Annotated in this window: 14 protein-coding genes; 9 read left to right on the top strand and 5 right to left on the bottom strand. The window is 67.8% G+C overall.

The genetic code is table 11. The features are described from left to right. Positions 1–26: 26 nt before the first annotated feature. From AC3WOE_RS27235 to AC3WOE_RS27215, 5 genes are all read left to right on the top strand, one after another. The gene (locus AC3WOE_RS27235; RefSeq protein WP_492695198.1) at positions 27–2,483 is read left to right on the top strand and encodes a glycogen/starch/alpha-glucan phosphorylase; all 2,457 of its coding nucleotides are present in this window, start codon (positions 27–29) and stop codon (positions 2,481–2,483) included. A 2-nt stretch (positions 2,484–2,485) separates the two neighbouring features. Further along, complete coding sequence (glgB, locus tag AC3WOE_RS27230) at positions 2,486–4,663, top strand: 1,4-alpha-glucan branching protein GlgB (protein WP_492695046.1); 2,178 nt, start codon at positions 2,486–2,488, stop codon at positions 4,661–4,663. Between the two features lie 17 nt (positions 4,664–4,680). Then, entirely contained in the window at positions 4,681–6,771 is a 2,091-nt protein-coding gene (gene glgX, locus AC3WOE_RS27225; RefSeq protein ID WP_492695044.1) for a glycogen debranching protein GlgX, read from the top strand. After that, positions 6,768–8,276 carry a 4-alpha-glucanotransferase gene (gene malQ / locus AC3WOE_RS27220; RefSeq protein WP_492695042.1) on the top strand — a complete coding sequence of 503 codons (1,509 nt, stop codon included), beginning with the start codon at positions 6,768–6,770 and terminating at the stop codon, positions 8,274–8,276. Before glgX ends, malQ begins: the two co-directional genes overlap by 4 nt. A gap of 146 nt (positions 8,277–8,422) precedes the next feature. Then, the gene (locus AC3WOE_RS27215) at positions 8,423–9,088 is read left to right on the top strand and encodes a PEP-CTERM sorting domain-containing protein (RefSeq protein WP_492695040.1); all 666 of its coding nucleotides are present in this window, start codon (positions 8,423–8,425) and stop codon (positions 9,086–9,088) included. Between the two features lie 51 nt (positions 9,089–9,139). Here the strand turns inward: AC3WOE_RS27215 and AC3WOE_RS27210 are convergent, their stop codons facing one another. From AC3WOE_RS27210 to AC3WOE_RS27200, 3 genes are read right to left on the bottom strand one after another with little or no spacing between them, the layout of a single operon-like run. Beyond that, the gene (locus tag AC3WOE_RS27210; RefSeq protein WP_492695039.1) at positions 9,140–10,981 is read right to left on the bottom strand and encodes a glycoside hydrolase family 13 protein; all 1,842 of its coding nucleotides are present in this window, start codon (positions 10,979–10,981) and stop codon (positions 9,140–9,142) included. Further along, positions 10,978–12,564 carry an alpha-amylase family glycosyl hydrolase gene (locus AC3WOE_RS27205; RefSeq protein WP_492695037.1) on the bottom strand — a complete coding sequence of 529 codons (1,587 nt, stop codon included), beginning with the start codon at positions 12,562–12,564 and terminating at the stop codon, positions 10,978–10,980. Before AC3WOE_RS27205 ends, AC3WOE_RS27210 begins: the two co-directional genes overlap by 4 nt. Positions 12,565–12,567: 3 nt before the next feature. After that, complete coding sequence (locus AC3WOE_RS27200) at positions 12,568–14,244, bottom strand: alpha-amylase family glycosyl hydrolase (protein WP_492695035.1); 1,677 nt, start codon at positions 14,242–14,244, stop codon at positions 12,568–12,570. Positions 14,245–14,361: 117 nt separating this feature from the next. Between AC3WOE_RS27200 and pulA the strand changes: the two genes are divergently transcribed. Continuing rightward, a complete protein-coding gene (gene pulA / locus AC3WOE_RS27195) occupies positions 14,362–17,061 on the top strand; it encodes a pullulanase-type alpha-1,6-glucosidase (RefSeq protein WP_492695033.1) in 2,700 nt (899 codons plus the stop codon). A gap of 1 nt (position 17,062) precedes the next feature. Here pulA and AC3WOE_RS27190 read toward each other — a convergent pair whose 3' ends face one another. Both AC3WOE_RS27190 and AC3WOE_RS27185 read right to left on the bottom strand, forming a co-directional pair. Then, positions 17,063–17,557 carry a c-type cytochrome gene (locus AC3WOE_RS27190; RefSeq protein ID WP_492695031.1) on the bottom strand — a complete coding sequence of 165 codons (495 nt, stop codon included), beginning with the start codon at positions 17,555–17,557 and terminating at the stop codon, positions 17,063–17,065. 186 nt (positions 17,558–17,743) lie between these two features. Further along, the gene (locus AC3WOE_RS27185) at positions 17,744–18,388 is read right to left on the bottom strand and encodes a phage integrase N-terminal SAM-like domain-containing protein (RefSeq protein ID WP_492695029.1); all 645 of its coding nucleotides are present in this window, start codon (positions 18,386–18,388) and stop codon (positions 17,744–17,746) included. Between the two features lie 126 nt (positions 18,389–18,514). Between AC3WOE_RS27185 and AC3WOE_RS27180 the strand changes: the two genes are divergently transcribed. The 3 genes from AC3WOE_RS27180 (at position 18,515) to AC3WOE_RS27170 (ending at position 19,924) form a co-directional block, all read left to right on the top strand. Beyond that, positions 18,515–18,781 (top strand): hypothetical protein, encoded by a 267-nt coding sequence (locus AC3WOE_RS27180; protein WP_492695027.1) that lies wholly within the window; start codon positions 18,515–18,517, stop codon positions 18,779–18,781. 85 nt (positions 18,782–18,866) lie between these two features. Continuing rightward, positions 18,867–19,130: a hypothetical protein gene (locus AC3WOE_RS27175; protein WP_492695026.1), complete on the top strand. Its 264-nt coding sequence runs from the start codon at positions 18,867–18,869 to the stop codon at positions 19,128–19,130. Positions 19,131–19,615: 485 nt separating this feature from the next. Then, on the top strand, positions 19,616–19,924 hold the full coding sequence (locus AC3WOE_RS27170) for a hypothetical protein (RefSeq protein ID WP_492695024.1): 309 nt from the start codon (positions 19,616–19,618) through the stop codon (positions 19,922–19,924). The last annotated feature ends 140 nt before the right edge of the window (positions 19,925–20,064 follow it).

The raw sequence follows: 20,064 nt of genomic DNA, 5'->3' as shown, positions 1-20,064 counted from the left end.
AGCCCGCCGCGAAGGCCTCCACCGCGATGAAGAAGCCGTCTGCCCTCTCTGCCGAAGACAAGGCGCTGCGCGCCGCCTTCGAGGTCGCCTACGAGCGCGAGCTGTCCCAATCCAGCCATGGCGCCACGCCCCAGGCGGCCCTGCATGCCGCGGCCATCGCCTGCCGCGAGACGCTTGCGCGCCGCTGGGCCAAGACGCAGGCCGCAGACGCCGCGCGTGGCGACAAGGCCCCGGTGCGCCGCGTCCACTATCTGTCGATGGAATTCCTGATGGGCCGCGCGCTGTCCAATGCGCTCGCGGCCCTGAAGCTGACCGAGCCGCTGGAGGCCAAGCTGGCCGAGCAGGGCGTGGCCCTGGGCGATGTGCTGGAGCGCGAGCCCGATGCAGCTCTCGGCAACGGCGGCCTGGGTCGCCTTGCGGCCTGCTTCCTGGATTCGTTCGCCGAACTGGAACTGCCGTCCTTCGGCTATGGCCTGCGCTACCGCTATGGCACCTTCGCCCAGATCATCAGCCAGGGCCGCCAACTGGAGCAGCCCGACGACTGGACGCGCGATTCGCCGGCCTGGGAGCTGCCGCGCCATGACGTGCGCTTCCATGTCGGCTTCGGCGGCCGCGTCGAGGCCGATGCCTCGGGCGTGCGGCGCTGGATGCCGGCCGACAACATCGAGGCCCAGGCCTTCGACTTCGTCGTGCCCGCTCACCACAGCGACCGCGTCTCCACGCTGCGTCAGTGGCAGGCCACGGCCGCGCCCATCGCCTTCAAGCCCTTCTGCGAGGGCGACTACGCCCGCGCCGCCCGCCATCAGGTGCTGGCCGATGCGCTGAACTGGGTGCTCTACCCCGACGACAGCACCGAGGCCGGCCGCGAGCTGCGCCTGAAGCAGGAGGCCTTCCTGGTCAGCGCCTCGCTGCAGGACCTGATCGCCCGTCACCTGCGCGAGTTCGGTTCTCTGCACAACCTCGGCAAGACCAACGCCATCCACCTCAACGACACGCATCCGGCCCTGGCGCCCGCCGAGCTGATGCGCCTGCTGCTGGACGAGCATGGCCTGGGCTGGGACGAGGCCTGGAAGATCACCCGCCAGGCGGTGGCCTACACCAACCACACGCTGATGCCCGAGGCGCTGGAGACCTGGCCGGTGCGCATGTTCGAGAACCTGCTGCCGCGCCACCTCGAGATCATCTACGAGATCAACCACCGCTTCCTGGAAGAACTGAAGCTGCGCTTCCCCGGCGACCATGCCTTCGCCTCGCGCGTGTCGCTGATCGACGAAGGCAGTCACGGCGGCGAACGCCGCGTGCGCATGGCCTCGCTGGCCCTGGTGGCCTCGCACCGCGTCAACGGCGTCGCGGCCCTGCATTCGGAACTGATGGTGCAGACCATCTTTGCCGACTACGCCCGCATCTGGCCGGAGCGCTTCCACAACGTCACCAACGGCGTCACGCCGCGCCGCTGGTTGCAGCAGGCCAACCCGGCCTTGTCCACCTTGCTGGACAGCCGCATCGGCGATGGCTGGCGCAAGGACCTGGCCGAGCTGGCCGATCTGAAGCCGCTCGCCGCCGACCGCGAGCTGGGCGAGGAGTTCCTGGCCGTCAAGCGCGCCAACAAGGAACGCCTGGCCGCCGTCATCCGCCGCGAGCTGGGCATCGCGGTCAATGTCGACAGCCTGTTCGACATCCAGATCAAGCGCATCCACGAATACAAGCGCCAGCTGCTCAACCTGCTGCACGTCATCAGCCGCTACCAGGCCATCCGCGACAACCCGGAAGCGAACTGGGTGCCGCGCACCGTCATCATTGCCGGCAAGGCGGCTTCCGCTTACCAGATGGCCAAGAGCATCGTGCGCCTGGCGCATGACGTGGCCCGCGTCATCAACAGCGACCCGCGCGTGGGCGACAAGCTCAAGCTGGTCTTCCTGCCCAACTACAGCGTCACGCTGGCCGAAAGCATCATCCCGGCGGCCGACCTGTCCGAGCAGATCTCGACGGCCGGCACCGAGGCCTCGGGCACCGGCAACATGAAGTTCGGCATGAACGGCGCGGTCACCATCGGCACCTGGGACGGCGCCAACATCGAGATGGCCGAGGCCATGGGCGTGGAGAACATGTTCGTGTTCGGCCTGCGGGCGGACGCCGTCGCCAAGATCAAGCAGCTGGGCTACGACCCGCGCCTGTATGTCGAAGAGAATCGCCAGCTCAAGCGCGTCATCGATGCCATCGCGGCGGGCGTCTTCAGTAACGGCGACACCGAGCGCTATCGCAGCCTCGTGGACAGCCTGTTGCACCGCGACGTCTACCTGCTGATGGCCGATTTCGCCGATTACGTTGCCACCCAGGCCAAGGTCGATGCGCTGTTTGCCGACCGTGCCGCTTGGGGCCAGCGCGCCCTCCGCAATATCGCCGGCATGGGCCCGTTCTCGTCCGATCGCACGATCAACGAGTACGTGGACCGTGTCTGGTCCGTGAAGAGTTTGAACAGCTGACGATGATCACCGACGCCGACCTCGACGCCCTGCTGGCAGGACGCCACGCCGACCCCTTCTCTCGGCTGGGCCTGCATACGGACGACTCGGGTCGGCTTTGGGTGCGCGCGCTGCTGCCGGGTGCGGCTGGCGTCGCGCTGGTGGATGCGGCCAGCGGCAAGCGCCTGGTGGAGCTGGAGCAGCGCCGCGCCGGCTTCTTCGAGTCCATGGTGCCGCGTCGCAAGCATCGCTTCGACTACCGCCTGGCCGTCAGCTGGCTCGGGGGCGGGGAGGGTGTCTATGCCGACCCCTATGCCTTCTATCCCCAGCTGGGCGACGAGGAGCTGAAGTCCTTCGCCGAAGGCCGCAACTTCCGCCCCTGGCTGAGCCTGGGTGCTCACCTCATCCAGCATGGCGACGTCGCCGGCGTGCGCTTCGCGACCTGGGCGCCCAACGCCAGGCGCGTCAGCGTCGTCGGCAGCTTCAACAACTGGGACGGCCGCCGCCATCCCATGCGCCTGCGCCACCAGGCCGGCGTGTGGGAGATCTTCGTGCCGCATGCCGCCGAGGGCGACCTCTACAAGTTCGAGATCGTCAACGGCGCCGGCGCGCTGCTGCCGCTGAAGGCCGATCCCTATGCGCGACGCGCCCAGCTGCGGCCCGAGACCGCCAGCATCGTCGCGGCCCTGCCCGAACCCACGCCGCTGCCGCGCCAGCGCGAGCGCGCCAACCGGCGCGAGTCGGCCATCAGCGTCTACGAGGTGCATGCCGCTTCCTGGCGCCGCGGCGTGTCGGGCGAATTCCCCACCTGGGACGAACTCGCCGAGCATCTGCCGGCCTATGTGGCCGACATGGGCTTCACGCACGTGCAGCTGATGCCCATCAGCGAGCATCCCTTCGACGGCTCCTGGGGCTACCAGACCCTCGGCATGTACGCGCCCAGCGCGCGCTTCGGCCCGCCGGAGGGCTTCGCCCGCTTCGTCAAGGCCTGCCATGAGCAGGGCCTGGGCCTGCTGCTGGACTGGGTGCCGGCCCATTTCCCGGCCGATGCCCATGGCCTGGCCGAGTTCGACGGCACGCGCATCTACGAATATGCCGACCCCAAGGAAGGCTTCCACCGCGACTGGAACACGCTGATCTACAACTTCGCCCGCACCGAGGTGCGCGAATTCCTGATCGGCAGCGCCGTCTACTGGATCGAGCGCTGGGGTGTGGACGGCCTGCGCGTGGACGCCGTGGCCAGCATGCTCTACCGCGACTATTCGCGCCCGGCGGGCGAATGGATTCCCAACATTCGTGGTGGCCGCGAGAACCTCGAGGCCATCTCCATGCTGCGCGAGATGAACGAGCATGTCGGCGAGATCGAGGGTGCGATCACCGTGGCCGAGGAAAGCACCAGCTTCCCGGGCGTCTCGGCGCCGACCTACGCCGGCGGCCTGGGCTTCCACTACAAGTGGAATATGGGCTGGATGAACGACACCTTGCGCTACATGGCCGAGGACCCGATCAACCGCCGCTGGCATCACGACAAGATGACCTTCGGCCTGATCTATGCGTTCAGCGAGAACTTCATGCTGCCCATCTCGCACGACGAGGTCGTGCACGGCAAGGGCAGCATGCTGGCCAAGATGCCGGGGGACGACTGGCAGAAGTTCGCCAACCTGCGCGCCTACTACGGCTTCATGTGGGGCCACCCGGGCAAGAAGCTGCTCTTCATGGGCCAGGAATTCGCCCAGCGCCAGGAGTGGAACCACGCCGAGTCGCTGCCCTGGGGCCTGCTCGAGGACGACCGCCATGCGGGCGTGCAGCGCCTGGTGCGCGACCTCAACAAGCTCTACCGCGAGCACAGTGCCTTGCACCGCCTGGATTGCGAGCAGGGCGGCTTCGAGTGGATCAGCGCCCACGATGCCGAGCACTCCATCTATGCCTGGGCGCGCCGTGACGGCACGGGCCGCATGGTCATCGTCGTCGTCAACATGACGCCGGTGCCCCGCGAGGGCTATTCGCTGGGTGTGCCCGACGGCGTGACCGCCTGGAAGGAAGCCCTGAACACCGATTCCGCCTATTACGGTGGCAGCAATATGGGCAACGGCGTCGCCGCCGCGGGCCTGCCGGTGCAGGCACTGCCGGCGCATGGCCGGCGCCTGTCCATCACCATCAACCTGCCGCCGCTGGCGACGCTCTTCTTCGTCCCCATCTGAACTTGAGTCTGTAGTCCATGGCTCATTTGCCTGATCTACAACCCGGCTGGCACGAGCCGCTGGGTGCGCTTGCCCGTGATGGCGGCGTCAATTTCGCCGTCGCGAGCGACAACGCGACGCGCATCGAGCTCTGCGTCTTCGACGGCGAAGGGCAGCGCGAGCTGCGCCGCTACACGCTGGACGGCCCGCACGACGGCGTCTTCCATGGTTTCCTGCCCGGCGTCGGTCCCGGGCTGGTCTACGGCCTGCGCGCCCACGGACCCTATGCGCCCGAGCAGGGCCACCGCTTCAACCCGCACAAGCTGCTGCTGGACCCGTATGCGCGTGAGATCGTCGGCCACTTCGGCTGGCGCGCCGAGCACCATGGCTACGAACTGGGCCACCCGGACGGGCCGCGCTCGCTGGACACGCGCGACAACGCCACGCAAGCGCTGAAGGCGCGCGTCGCGCCGCCGCCGGTGCTGCATGGCCGCGCGCATCGCCCGCGCCGCGCGCCTGCTGAGGTCGTGCTCTACGAGGTCCACGTCAAGGGCTTCTCCAGGCTGCTGCCCGGTGTGCCGGAAGAGCTGCGCGGCACCTATGCCGGCCTGGCCCATCCGGCCTCTGTCGCTCATTTCAAGCGCCTCGGCGTCACGACGCTGTCGCTGCTGCCGGTGCAGTACTGCATCGACGAGCCCCACCTCGCCGAGCGCGGCCTGCACAACTACTGGGGCTACAACACCCTGGGCTTCTTCTGCCCGGACCCGCGCTGGGCGCAGGCCTCGCACCGCAATGACCCCAGCGCCGTGACGGCCGAGTTCCGCCAGATGGTGGCGGCCCTGCACGAGGCCGGCCTGGAGGTGGTGCTGGACGTCGTCTACAACCACACGCCCGAGGGCAACGAGTTCGGCCCGACGCTGTCCTTCCGTGGCCTGGACAACAAGACCTGGTACCGGCTGGTCGCCGATGACAAGAGCCGCAACGAGAACCTGACCGGCTGCGGCAACACCGTCAACTGCGCCCACCCGCGCGTGACCCAGTTCGTGCTGGACTCGCTGCGCTGCTGGGTGGCCGAGATGGGCGTCGACGGCTTCCGTTTTGACCTGGCGCCGGTGCTGGGCCGCACGAACCAGGGCTACGACCCCAACGCCGCCTTCTTCACCGCGCTGCGCCAGGACCCGCTGCTGGCCGGCGTGCACCTGATCGCCGAACCCTGGGACGCGGCCTACGACGGCTACCAGGTGGGCCGCTTTCCTGGCCGCTTCCTGGAGTGGAACGACAAGTTTCGCGATGCCGTGCGCGGCTACTGGCTCCATGGTCAAGCTACGGCCGGACCCGGCATTGGCCGCGGCGAGCTGGCGCGTCGCTTCATGGCCTCCAGCGATGTCTTCCACCACGGCCAGCGCCTGCCGACGGCTTCGGTCAACTTCGTCGCCGTGCACGACGGCTTCACGCTGGCCGACCTGACCAGCTTCAGCGGCAAGCACAACCAGGCCAACGGCGAGGACAACCGGGACGGCCGCGACGGCGAGCTCTGCGCCAACCTCGGCGCCGAAGGCCCGACGACTGACGCTGCCGTCAACGCCACCCGCGAGCGCGTGCGCCGCGCCCTGCTGGCCACGCTGCTGCTGGCCCAGGGCACGCCCATGCTGTGCGCCGGCGATGAGATCGCCAACAGCCAGGGCGGCAACAACAACGCCTACTGCCAGGACAACGCGACCACCTGGCTGAACTGGGCGCAAGCCGACGGCCGCATGACCGAGCTGGTCGCCGAACTGCTGGCCCTGCGCGCCGCCGAGCCGCTGCTGCGCCACCCACGCTGGTTCGCCAGCGGCCCGGGCGAAGCCAGCATCGCCTGGTACGCCCCCAGCGGCCACGAGATGACGCCGCACGACTGGCACGACGCCGGCCAGCGCGCCTTCGGTGCCCAGCTGCGCGAAGCCGACGCGAACGCGCCGCGGCTGATGATCGTCTTCAACCCCGACCCGGCGCCGCTGCCCTTCCTGCTCTGCAACGGGCCCTGGCAGCTGGTGCTCGACAGCAGCGGCGAATCCGCCGCGCCCCTCGTCCTTCCCGGCCAGCCGCTCAACGTGCCGGCCCGCTCCCTCCTCGTGTTGAGGCATCAATGAACCTGAACCAACGCTCCTCGGGTGTGCTGCTGCACATCACCTCGCTGCCCGGCCCCCACGGCATGGGCGACTTCGGCCCCGATGCCTACCGCTTCGTCGACTGGCTGCAGTCCGCCGGCCAGAGCGTCTGGCAGCTGCTGCCCACCACGCCCATCGGCCCCGGCGACAGCCCCTACCAGGGCGTGTCGGCCTTTGCCGGCAGCCAGTGGATGGTGGCCCTGGAGCCGCTGATCGCCAAAGGCTGGCTGGCCAAGCCGCAGGTGCCCGCCTTCGACGGCAGCTTGATCAACTACGGCTCCGTCACGCCATGGCGCGAGCAGCAGTTGCGCGCCGCGGCCAAGGGCTTCTTCGCCAACGCGGTGGACGCCGACCGCATCGCCTTCGCCAAGTGGTGCCTGGAGGCGCAGAGCTGGCTGGACGACTATGTGCTCTTCATGGCCATCCGCTCGCCGCTGAACGGCCAGCCCTGGTGGGAGTGGAAGGAAGGCCTGAAGAAGCGCGAGCCCAAGGCGATTGCCCAGGCTCGCAAGGACTACGCCGACGAGATCGCCTTCTGGCAGTTCGTGCAGTGGCAGTTCGATGTGCAGATCGGCGCACTGAAGGCCTATGCCAACGAGCGTGGCGTGCACCTCATGGGCGACCTGCCCATCTTTGTCGCCCACGACAGCGCCGACTGCTGGTCGCGCCCCGACCTCTACGAGCTCGACAAGGACTTCCAGACCACCGTCGTGGCCGGCGTGCCGCCCGATGACCTGGGTCCACTGGGCCAGCGCTGGGGCAACCCGCTCTACCGCTGGGACAAGATGGCCGCCGAGAACTACGCCTGGTGGACGGCGCGCGTGCGGCGGGCGCTGAGCCAGGCCGACGTCTTCCGCATCGACCACTTCCGCGGCTTTGCCGGCTATTACGAGATCCCCGGCGACAGTCCCGACGCCAAGCGCGGCGAGTGGAAGACCGGCCCCGGCATGGCCCTGTTCGACGCCATCAGACAAGCCCTCGGCCCGCTGCCCATCGTGGCCGAGGATCTGGGCTTCATCACCGACGACGTGCATGCCCTGCGCGACGGCTGCGGCTTCCCGGGCATGAAGATCCTGCAGTTCGCTTTCGGTGCCGAGGGTGACCACGAGTTCCTGCCGCATATGTGGAACAAGACGTCGGTGGCCTACACCGGCACCCACGACAACGACACCGTGCGCGGCTGGTGGGACCAGGCGAAACCTCGTGAACGCGCGTTCGCGGGCTCCTACCTGGCCTGCGGTGAGCAGGACGTGCACTGGGCCATGATCCGCGCCTGCGCCAACTCGGTGGCGAACATGGCCGTCTACCCGCTGCAGGACGTGCTCGGCCTGGGGAGCGCCCATCGCATGAATGTGCCGGGCGTGCTGGGCGGCAACTGGGGCTGGCGCTTCCATTGGGGCATGCTGGGCAGCGAGCCGGCGCGTGTGCTGGGCCTCATCACCGCGGCGTCGGGCCGTGGGCCTTTCGAGCTGCTGCGCCTGCCCTGAACCGTTCTTCCCGTAGATCGGGGGGTGTTTTCACCCCCCTAGGATCGTCAGTTCTGCGGTGTTTACGGAATTTCTTCCCGTTACGGTGACTAGCATTGCCGGGTTTTCACCGGGCCGTCGTCCCGGTGCTCGAGGGGAAGAAAAGCATGAAGTTGAAATCTCTTGCCGCTGTGGCGGCCCTGTTGGTTTCCGGCCTGGCCAGCGCTGCCGTCGTGACCATCGACGCCGGCCCCTACAAGCTGAGCTATGACAACGCCGCCGCCAGCGATTTCGTGCTCGGCGCCGTGACCGCCGGTGGCTTCGAATGGAGCTTCAAGGACGTGTCGGTGCAATCCTTCAGCGCGGGCGTCGTGACCAAGGACCTGCTGCTGCCCCAGTTCACCGTGACCGCGAACAGCGGCTGGAATCTGGGCAACACGCTCAACAGCGCCGCCGGCAACGTGGTCTTCTTCGAGGCGGGTGCTTCCGCTTCGACCAGCCTGACGGCCGGCGGCACCCTCAGCGTGCTGGGTGGCGCGACCACCGTGCTGCCGCAGACGGCGCTGAACCGGTCGGCCAGCGGCAACTACTTCGGTGCCACGTCGGGCGCCCTGAACGACGCCACGGCCTTCACGGTCAAGGACGTCAAGCTGGTGTTGACGGCCAATGCCGGTGCCGCCAGCTTTGCGGCCATCACGGCCCAGAACCAGAACAAGCTGGCCTACGCCTTCACGGCCGAAGCCGTGCCGGTGCCCGAACCGGAGAGCTATGCGCTGCTGCTGGCCGGCCTGGGCGCCATCGGCCTGTTCGCACGCCGCCGCCAGCCGCGTTGATCGGCCTGCGCCGCAAGCAGGAAAGGGCTCCGCAAGGAGCCCTTTTGTTTTCTAGCGCGAGATCTCGAGGATGAGCGGGCTGCGCGCCGGCACGCCCAGCGTCGTGCCGAGCTTGAAGGCCTGGCCGCCGAGCACGTCACGCGCCGCGTCGCCAGGAGCCAGGCGCTCGCCGAAGCGGGCCAGGGCCAGTTCCACCGGTTTGGCGTTCTTGTTCAGCACCATCATGACGGTGCGGCCGCCGCCGTAGCGGAAGAAGACATAGCAGCCCTCCAGGGGCGCGTACTGCATCAGCGCGCCGTCATGGATGACGGAGGCGCCCTTGCGCCAGTTGAAGAGGCGGCGTGTCCAGTCCTGCATCTCGCGCTGCTCGGTCGTCAGGCCGGCGCCGGTGAAAGCGTTGACCTTGTCGCCCTTCCAGCCGCCCGGCATGTCGGCGCGCACGCGGCCGTCGTCGCGTTCCACGGGGCTCTGCATCAGCAGCTCGCTGCCGTAGAAGAGCTGCGGGATGCGCCGCGTCGTCGCCAGGTAGGCCAGCGCGATCCGGGTCAGGCCGACGTCGTTCTTCAGCAGCGAGAAGAGGCGCGGCGTGTCGTGGTTGCCGTCGAAGAGGACGAGGTTGGCGGGGTCGGGGTAGACGAAGTCGTGGGCCAGGCCCTCGTAGAGCTTGGTCAGGCCGGTGTGCGGGCCGTCGTCCTCGGTCAGCGCGGCGAGCAGGTTGGTCTGCAGCGGGAAGTCCATCATGCTCGGCGCCTGCGAGACATAGCCGTCGTGGTTCCTCTTGCCGCGCTGCCAGTAGGCCACCACGGCGGGGTGCGGGCTCCACTCCTCGCCGACGATGTTCAGGCGCGGGTACTCCTGCATGACGCGGGCCGACCAGCGGGTCAGGAAGTCGCGGTCGGAGTAGGAATAGGTGTCGGTGCGGATGCCCGACAGGCCGTAGCGCTCGATCCACCACAGCGTCATCTGCGTCAGATAGACGGCCAGTTCGGGGCGGCGCTGGTTGAGGTCGGGCATGCCGGGCACGAACCAGCCGTCGGTGAAGCGCTTGCGATCCTCGGTCGACGCGTAAGGGTCCTGCAGCGTCATGCGGGCGTGATGGGTTTCGGTGTACTGAGGCCAGGCATTGACCCAGTCCGGCGCCGGCAGGTCGGCCATCCACCAGTGGCCGCCACCGATGTGGTTGAGCACGATGTCCTGGATGACACCGACGCCCTTGGCGCGGGCCTCGCTGACGAAGCTGCCGAAGTCGTCGTTCGTGCCGAAGCGCGGATCGATCTTGTAGAAGTCGGTCGCCGCATAGCCGTGATAGCTGTACCTGGTGCTGTTGTTCTCGACCAGGGGCGTGGGCCAGACCTGGGTGAAGCCCAGGCCGGCGATATAGCCGAGATGCTCGCGCAGGCCGGCCAGGTCGCCGCCATGGCGGCCGCCGGGGTCGTCGCGGTGGAGGCCCTCCTTCATGTTGGCCTGCCGGCCGCTGCCACCGTCCTTTTCACCTTTGGCGAAGCGGTCGGGCACGACGAGGTAGATGGCATCCCTGGGGCCGAAGCCCTCGCGCTGCGCCGATCCCGGTGCGCGGGCCAGCAGCGGGTAGCGCAGCGTCTGGCCGGCCAGCATCAGCACCAGTTCGCCGGGCTTGGCCTCGGGGCCGACATCCAGGTCGACGAAGAGATAGTTGGCGCTGGTGGCGCGATGGCTGCCTTTCAGCGTCACGCCGGGGTAGGGTGCCAGCGCCGGCTGCGCGTCGGCAATGCCGCTGCCATGCAGCATCAGTTGCAGGGAGGTGTCGCGCATGCCGACCCACCAGTTGGGCGGTTCGACGTGCTGCAGGCCGGCGGCCATCGTGTTCAGGCTCATCAACAGGGCTGTGGTCAGGGTGATCAGGGACTTCTTCATGGCGCTTGCAACCTGTAGAGGCGCACCGACAGCGGTGGCAGCGTGGCGGAGGCAGCGCCCTTGGGATAGAGCGCCCGGGCCCGAGCCGGCAGTTCGATGCGGGCCGTCGTGTCGCCGTAGTTGATGGCGACGAGGACGCGCTGCTGGTCCTGCACGCGCTGGAAGGTCCAGACGGCGCCTTCCACCCTGTCGGCTTCGTAGCGGCCCAGGGTCAGCGCCGCGGAGTCGCGGCGCAGCTGGATGAGCTCACGGTAGAAATTGAACAGCGAGCCGGCGTCCCGCTGCTGGCTTTCGGCGTTGTGCGTGCTGCGGTTCAGCGCCAGCGGGCGGAAGGGCTGGCCGGTGGTGAAGCCACCGGCGGCCGTCCAGCTCATGGGCGAGCGCAGCGGGTCGTCACCCTTGCCATCAATGCCGGCCTGGCCGATCTCCTCGCCGTAGTAGACGAAGGGCGTGCCCGGCAGCAGCAGATAGCTGGCGGCCGCCAGGCGGTAGCGGGCCTCGTCGCCATGCAGCTGGTCCCAGACGCGCTGGCCGGTGAAGATGTCGTGGTTGTGCAGGAAGGTTGCCATGGTCGGCGACATGGTCCGGTAGTAGTCGGCCATCTTCTGCACGGCGGCCGTGTCGCCCTTGGCCGCCTTGATCATTTCGTAGTTCTGGTTGAAGGCGAAGGCGCCGCCGCAGAGTTCGGGGTTGCCGTAGGCGATGGGCTCGGCCGTGGCCTCGCAGACGACGTAGCGGCCCGGGTAGCTCTTGATGAGGTCCTGGAAATGCTTGGTCAGCACGCGGCTCTCGGGCTGGTCGTTCCAGTCCTTGGCGCTGTTCTCGATCAGGTGAGGCACGGCGTCCAGGCGATAGCCGTCCAGGCCGCGGTTGAGCCAGAAGCGCATGGAGTCCTCGTGGTACTGCACGACCACCGGATTGCGCATGTTGAAGTCCGGCATATGGGGCCCGAAGGTGCCGAAGAAGATGTCGGGCGAACCGGGCTGAACAGCGGGCAGGTCCTTCCATTCGCCCGTCCAGGTCCAGGGCTTCTGCGCCGCGTCGTACCAGGGGACCTTGCCCCAGATGTCCCAGCCCGGGCCGGGGTTGGGATTCCAGACGAACCAGCTGCGCCAGGGACTGTTGCGGTCAGCCAGGGCCTGCTGGAAGGGCGGGAACTGCCAGGACGCGTGGTTGATGACGTAGTCCATGACGATGCCGATGCCGCGCTTGTGCGCCTCGCGGATCAGCTCGTCGAAATCGGCGAGGGTGCCGTACTGCGGCTCGATGTTGCGGTAGTCGGTCGTCGCGTAGCCGTGGTCGTGATCGGAGCTGGCCGTGATGGGCATCAGCCACAGGCCGCTGACGCCGAGGCGCTGAAGATAGTCCAGCCGCTTCGTGAGGCCCTTGAGGTCGCCCATGCCGTCGCCGTTGCTGTCCTGGTAGCCGCGCACGAAGACTTCCATGAAGACGCCGTGCTGCCAGTTCGCCGGCAGCGTGCTGGCCTGGGGCTGGGCCGGCACGGGGCGGGTGTCGATCTGAGCCGCGGCCGGAAGGGCCAACGCGGCGGCAAGAGCGGTGCTGATGAAGGACTTGATGGGCATGGTTCAGCGAACGACGTAGACGCGCACGCTCTGGGCGGGCATGGCAATGTGGACGGCACCTGTGGCATCGGCCGCGATGTCGGCGGCGCCGAGCTTGCCCTGCAGGGAGGCGTTGGCAGGCAGGTCGGCGCTGCTGGCTTGTGCGGCGCTGCTGCCGAAGTTGATCGCAACCACGACCGTCTGACCAGCGCTGCGGCGCTGATACGTCAGCACCGTGTCGACGGCGCTGGCGCCCACGAAGCTGCCGTCGCGCAGGGCGGGCAGGGTCTTGCGCAGGTCGAGCAGGGCACGGTAGTGGTTGAGCAGGGAGTCGGGGTCGGCCTGCTGGGTGGCGACGTTGTTGGTCGCGGCGTTGGATGCCAGGGCACGGTAGGGCGTCGCGATCGAGAAGCCGGCGTTGGCGGCCGTGGACCAGCTCATGGGCGTGCGGATGGCCGCGTCGCCGCTGAGGGACGTGGCGCCGCGCATGCCGATCTCTTCGCCGTAGTAGATGAAGGGCGTGCCGGGCAGCAGCAGATAGGCGCTGGCGGCGAGCTTGAGCTGGGCCAGGTTGGCATTGAGCTGGTCGGCCGGGCGCAGGCCGGCGAAGCTGTCGTGGTTGGACAGCATGGGCGCCATGCCCGGCGTGGACGTCTTGAAGTAGTTGACCAGGCTGGTGACGGCAGACGCCTGGCCGCGGGCCGAGCCCATCAGCGCGTTCTGCAGGTCGAAGGCGAAGGCGCCGCCACAGGCCGTGGGCGCGCCGAAGCCCTGCGGGTCGGCCGGGGCCTCGCAGACCATGTAGCGGCGCGAATAGCCGTTCAGCAGCACGCGCATCTCGTTCATCAGCGTGTAGTTGCGCGGCTGGTCTTCCCAGGCATTGGGACCGTTCTCGACCAGGTTGCCGACGGCGTCGAAGCGGAAGCCGTCGACGCCGCGGTTCAGCCAGAAGCGCAGCGCGTTCTTGTGGAAGTCGACGACCTCGGTCTTCAGCAGGTTGAAGTCGGGCATCTGGTCCCAGAAGGGGGCGTAATAGGCGCCGTTGCTCGTGCTGCGCCAGGGGTTGCCGCCGTAGATGCTCCAGCCGGTGGGAGCCGGGTTCTGCCAGACATACCAGTCGCGCCAGGGGTTGGTGGCCGAGTCCTTGGCATTGATGAACAGCGGGTGCTGGCCGGCGCTGTGGTTCATCACATAGTCGAGGATGACGCCGATGCCGCGGGCATGGGCCTGCTTGATCAGTTCGTCCAGGTCGGCCAGCTTGCCGTAGGCGGGCTCGACGTCGCGGTAGTCGACGACGGCATAGCCGTGGTCGCCGTCCTGGCTCTTGGTGACGGGCATCAGCCAGATGCCGCCGACGCCCAGGTCCTTCAGGTAGTCGAGTTTGCCGATCAGGCCGCGCAGGTCGCCGATGCCGTCGCCGTCGCTGTCCTGGTAGCTGCGCACGAAGATCTGCATGAAGGCGCCGCGCTGCCAGCCCTCGGGCAGGGGGCTGCCGGGGTCGGCGGCCGTGACGGCGCTGACGTCGGGTGCCGGCAGGGGTGCCGGCAGGGGTGCCGGTGCGGGAGCAGGGGCTGGCGCCGGAGCGGGTGCGGGGGCTGGAGCAGGGGCCGCGCTGCCACCACCACCACCGCCGCAAGCCGTCAGGGCGGCTGCCGCTAGCAAGGCCGCAGCGGTCGAAAATTTGTCCGTGAAGTGCTTCATGTAATCAAACTACTCATCAAGACTGCGCCGAGCATAGCGATGACCAAGGGAGGAGCGCTAGCGGGATTTCGATGAATGTAGTTTTGCTACTATTCCAAAAACACAAAGGAGACCTTGATGCCTTCTCGTCCCTGGCTGGTGTCGACGTTGCTGGTCCTGACCCTGATCGCGGGCGCTGCCCGGGCCAGCGACCTGGACGACTGCAATGCCGAGGTGCCGATGCCGAGCGCTGCTGCGCGGCCGGCCGCCGAGGCCTATTGGCTGGACGCGCATACGCTGCAATGGCCGGGGCTGAAGTTGCAGGCGGGGGAGCGGCTGCGCCTGTATCACGCCCGGGCGGCTGGGGTGAAGGCGCCGGTGGGTGAGGCTGTCGGCGGGGCCGATGGTGGGCTCGACCTGGCGCCGAGCGCGGCCGCGCTGCCGATGCGTTTTCGCTTCATCGGCGACGGGCCCCGCTTCGCGACGGCGGCGGGCGTGGACGTCGCCGCACTGCTGCGTGAGCAACTGGTGCTGGTGCACGAAGGCGCCGACGGGCGCGTGATTGCTGCGACCGGCCTGCAACTGCCGGGCGCCCTGGACGACCTCTATGCGGCTGCCGAGGGCGTGAAGGACTTCGGTGCCCATCCCGCCAAGGCGCAGACGCGCTTTGCCGTCTGGGCGCCCACGGCCCAGCGCGTGGTGCTGTGCCGCCATGGCGGCCCCGATTCACCGGCCGTCGCGGCGGACGCCATGCGCTTCGATGCCGCCACCGGCGCCTGGCGCGCCGAGCTGCCGGGTGACCTGAGCGGCCAGGCCTACCGCTATCTCGTCGATGTCGTCACGCCCACCCACGGCCGCGTGCGCAACCTCGTCACCGACCCTTACTCGGTGGCGCTGACGGCCGACTCGCGGCTCAGCGTGGTCGCCGACTTGACCTCGCCCGCGCTCAAGCCGCGCGGCTGGGACACCGTGCCGCGCCCGGCGCGCGTGAAGGCGGCGACCGACCAGGTCATCTACGAGCTGCATGTGCGCGACTTCTCGGCCAGCGATGCCACGGTGCGCCCGGCCTGGCGCGGCAAATACCTGGCCTTCACCGAGGGCGCGTCCAACGGCATGAAGCACCTCAAGGCGCTGGCCAAGGCCGGCCTGACGGATGTGCATCTGCTGCCGGTCTTCGACCTCGCCAGCGTGCCCGAGCGAGGCTGCAAGGTGCCCGACGTGCCCAGGGCGCCGGCCGACAGCGAGGCCCAGCAGGCCGCCGTGATGGCCGTGGCGGCCGACGACTGCTTCAACTGGGGCTACGACCCCTGGCACTTCAGCGTGCCCGAAGGCAGCTATGCGACCGATCCGTTGAAGCGAGTCACCGAGTTCCGCGCGATGGTGATGGCCCTGCACCAGGCCGGCCTGCGCGTCGGCATGGACATGGTCTACAACCACATGGCGGCCGCCGGCCAGGCGCCCAAGTCGGTGCTGGACCGCCTCGTGCCCGGCTACTACCACCGGTTGAATGCGAAGGGAGAAATCGAACGCTCGACCTGCTGCGACAACACGGCCACCGAGCACCGCATGATGGCCAAGCTGATGATCGACTCGGCGGCGCTGTGGGTGCGCGAGTACAAGATCGACTCGATGCGCTTCGACCTGATGGGCCACCAGCCGCGCGAGGCCATGGAGCGCCTGCAGGCGCGTGTCAACGCCGAGGCCGGCCGGCCGGTGCAACTGCTGGGCGAGGGCTGGAACTTCGGCGAGGTGGGCAACGGCGCGCGCTTCGTGCAGGCCTCGCAGCTGTCGCTCAACGGCTCCGGCATCGGCAGCTTCAGCGACCGCATGCGTGATGCGGCCCGCGGCGGCGGCGCAGGCGAGGGCGGCGACGACAGCGTGCGTCGCCAGGGCTGGCTGAATGGTCTGGTCTACGCGCCCAACGCGCCCGCCAACGCGAAGCCGGAGGAATTGCTGGCCACGGCCGACATGATCCGCGTCGGCCTGGCCGGCTCGCTGCGCGGCTATCAACTGACGACCTGGCGCGGCGAGACCAAGCGCCTCGACGCCATGCCCTACGGCGACCAGCCTGCCGGCTTCGCTTCAGAGCCCGGCGAGGTCGTCAACTATGTCGAGAACCACGACAACCAGACCCTGTTCGACATCGACACGCTGAAGCTGCCGCTGGCGACGAGTCGTGAGGACCGGGCTCGCGTGCAGATGCTGGGCGCGGCCCTGGTTGCCTTCAGCCAGGGCGTGGCCTACTTCCATGCCGGCCAGGACATCCTGCGCAGCAAGAGCCTGGACCGCAACAGCTACGACTCGGGCGACTGGTTCAACCGCCTCGACTGGAGCTACCAGAGCAACCACTTCGGCACCGGCCTGCCGCCGAAGCAGGACAACTACGGCCGCGACGGCCGCGATTGGGCCTTGGCTCGCGAGCGGCTGGCCGACGCTTCCATCCCCCCTGCGCCGGCCGACATCGCCTGGGCGCGCGACGTCTTCCGCGACCTGCTGAAGATCCGCGCCAGCACGCCGTTGTTGCGGCTGCCGACGGCTGCCGAGATCCAGAAGCGCGTCAGCTTCCCCGGCAGCGGCGCGGGGCAGAACCCGGTGCTGGTCGCGACGCGCATCGACGGCCGCGGCCTGCCCGGCGCGCGCTTCAAGGCGGTGATGACGCTGATCAATGTGGCGCCGACCGCCCAGTCGCTGGCGCTGCCCGAGGAGGCGGGGGCGGCCTGGCGCCTGCACCCGGTGCAACGCGGCGGTGCCGACGAGCGCGTGAAGCGCGAGGCGCGCTTTGCGGCCGGCCGCTTCGAGGTGCCGGCGCGCAGTGCGGCAGTGTTCGTGCTGGAGTGAACTAACGCGGCCGGCCCGTGCCCAGCGAACCGTCGGCCCGTGCGGCCAGGTAGGCGTATAGGTCGGTGATGTGAGCGGTGACGGCCGGGTCGCCCTGCCAGGCCGGCATCGTCAGCGTGCCCTCACGGCCGCGCAGGACCCGGTCGGCCAGATCGTCCTGGCTGGTGTTGGCGGGGCTGGACTCGGCGGCCGCGAAGATCCAGTCGTAGCGCCGCAGCACCAGGCCGGCGAACTGATGGGCACCCATCTCACGCAGCCGCGGCAGCAGGTCGGGGGCATTGGCGCTGCCGGTCGCGGCCACGCCATGGCAGCCGGCGCATTTCTGCTGGAACACCCGCCAGCCGATTGCGAGGTCGCCCGCCGGCAGGGCTTCACGCGCGAGCCGCCGGGCGGGCTCGGTGTTCTGCACGGCGACGCTGCAGCCGGCAAGCAGCGCGACGGCAAGCAGGCCGGCGACGGTGGCACGCCGGGCGGCGGCGTCGGGTCGGGTGTTCATGGGAAGCGCCTCCAGAGGACGTCGGGTTGCCGACCACTGTAGGAGGCAGTGCGCCGCGCGGTTTGCGCTGGCGCAAGTGATGGAGCGAAAGGCGGGGCTGTTTTCGTGGATGACGTCAGGGTGTGAGCAGAGCTGCTTCGGCACAGCCCAAGCGCCGTCCCGGCCCGCCGAGGCGCAGGGCACGCTTCAAAGGATGACCGCAGTGCCGGCAGCACATCCAGCGGGCTGCGCACTGCGCCGCCGCCCTTGCAGCGCCTCGGTGATGCGCAGCCCGGTGCCGTACAGCAGCTGCGCCAGCAGCAGGTGTTCGCCGTCCAACTGGCCTAGCACGCGCGCCACCTCCGGCGCGGTCAGCACCACCGGCAGGCGCGGGCGCCGTTGCGGGCGGCCGATGTCCTTCAGCCAGGGCAGGTCGTGCTGCAGCACCTTGGCGTAGAAGAACAGCAGCGCCGACAGCGCTTGGTTGTGCGTGGACGGCGAGACGTGGCGGTCGTTGGCCAGATGCAGCAAGAAGGCCTCCACCTCCGGCCCGGCCATCTCAGCCGGATGCCGAATGCCATGGAAGCGGATGAAGGCCTTGACCCAGTAGACGTAGACCTCTTCGGTGCGCAGGCTGTAGTGCAACAGCCGCAGCCTCTCGCGAAGCTGGTCCAGAACCCGGGTGGATCGCAGCGGCGGCAATGCCGCGGCGACCGAAGTCGGGCGAAGTGTTCCCCGGGGCGGCAAGTCGGCGTGACTGACTGGCATGATGCGCCTCCACGGCCCCGGCGTCTGTTCAAAGAGAACTTGTAAGCGCCCGCCGCTTTCAGGGAAGAATTTAATGCTGTACAAAAATACAGTCAATCGCCAAGATTCGCTGACAAGTCAACGGCTTGTGTTTGGCTGCAGCGCCCGTGTTGTGGCGCAGTCGCCAGCGTTAGGCAGCAGCGGCTGTCTCCCGAGAACACGTTAGAGCGCATGTTTCGAAACACTGTGATCTGCGAGGGGCTGAAGGACGGCGAAACCGCCGAGGCGGTTGCAGACATGCTTTCAGAGTTCGCTCAACGGTCTTGGCACCAAGCGGTGACCTGTGAGTGGCAAGCCGGCATTCTGCGGCTGAGCACGCAAAGTGAAGGAGATCCCACTGGGATGGCATTGCTCGATGAGTTTCAAGATGCTGTGGTGGCCTGCATTAACTTCTCGGACAACATTCACTTCGAAGTTGAATCCTGTGTGCCGCTATGACTCAGCGCATGCGCTCTAACCTCTCATTGCAGCCGACCCTGGCCGGCTGCGCCAGCCGGTCGGCTGAACTCCAACGTTAGAAATCATGCGCCTAGTCAAGCATCCCGCACTCATAACGGCGCTTCGAGCGAACGCAGACCTGGTTCGTCAGGTGGCCGTCAAGCACGGCTTGTCGTACCAGGAAGAGGCGGTGCCCGAAAGTGCGGATCTGGTGAGGTTCAATTTCGGCCCGTTGGATGACGTGACGACCCGCAAGTTCATCTTTGACATCCCTAGGGAGGCGTACTACTTCAAGGCGGTGATCTGCAATGGCGGGCCGTCTGCGCAGGAGCAAGACAATGCTTTCTAACCCATTGCTGCAGCGGACGGCTTCGCCGCCCGCTGAGCGCAGACGTTGAACGTCATGGGTGAGTTGCAGGCATATCGCAAAGAAGTTCAGGCGACTGGCGGAAGTACGGCCGTTGCGGATGCCTTGGTTCAAGAAATTGCGCACTCGCAAGACTCGACGTTGCTTCTCCCGCTATTCGCTCGGCTGGCAACTGAATCAGATCGACTTGGCTGGTTTCGCGATTGCGATTACGCGGCAGTAGCACTTCAGGCCGCGCGTGTGCAAGTCGCATCTCCGCAGCTCAGGGAAGTAATGCTCAGGTTCGCGTTGGAGCGCGCTCAATGGTGTGCCAGCTGTGCCACTGCAGGCGGGGAAGGGCTGGCACGGTCCCTTCATGTACGCGAGCTTGAGGCGCTGGTCGGCAATGACGTCCAACCTTTCACTGCAGCGGACGGCTTCGCCGTCCGCTGAGCTCACACGTTAGGCGGCACAGGTGCCAGAGCGAAATGACTGATCGTCGCATCGAAATGCTGAGGCACTTCCCAACGCTGCTGACTCGTTGGCATGGCGCGGATGCGCAGTTAAAAGAGCTGACATCAAGCCACCGCACGCTGAGACTGTTCTTGCAATCTCCAAATCGGAATGGCTTTTTGCTGGTCTCTTGCATAGATCCACTGCGCATCGAAGCGCCGATCTCGTGGGCGAACGCCCGCTTGGAAGTGGTCGCTGACGATCGAGATGGGTTCTTGGTCTTCGATTCGGCTGCCGGGGTACAAATCCGAACCGGGGGCGTAGAAGTCAAGGAGTTCGACTAAGTGGCCATTGAGATCCAACTCCACAACATCGGTGCCGCCCCACGTCGAGTGCGGCCTAACCCTTCTACAGGGACTTCCCGGTTAATCAACCGGATTGATGTGGGCGGTATTCGATAGTTGCCGTTGCTGTTTTCCTCAAG

Source organism: Roseateles sp. FW305-36 (assembly GCF_058787015.1).
Note: the sequence above shows the minus strand (reverse complement) of the source record. Positions and strands in the feature narration are given on the sequence as shown.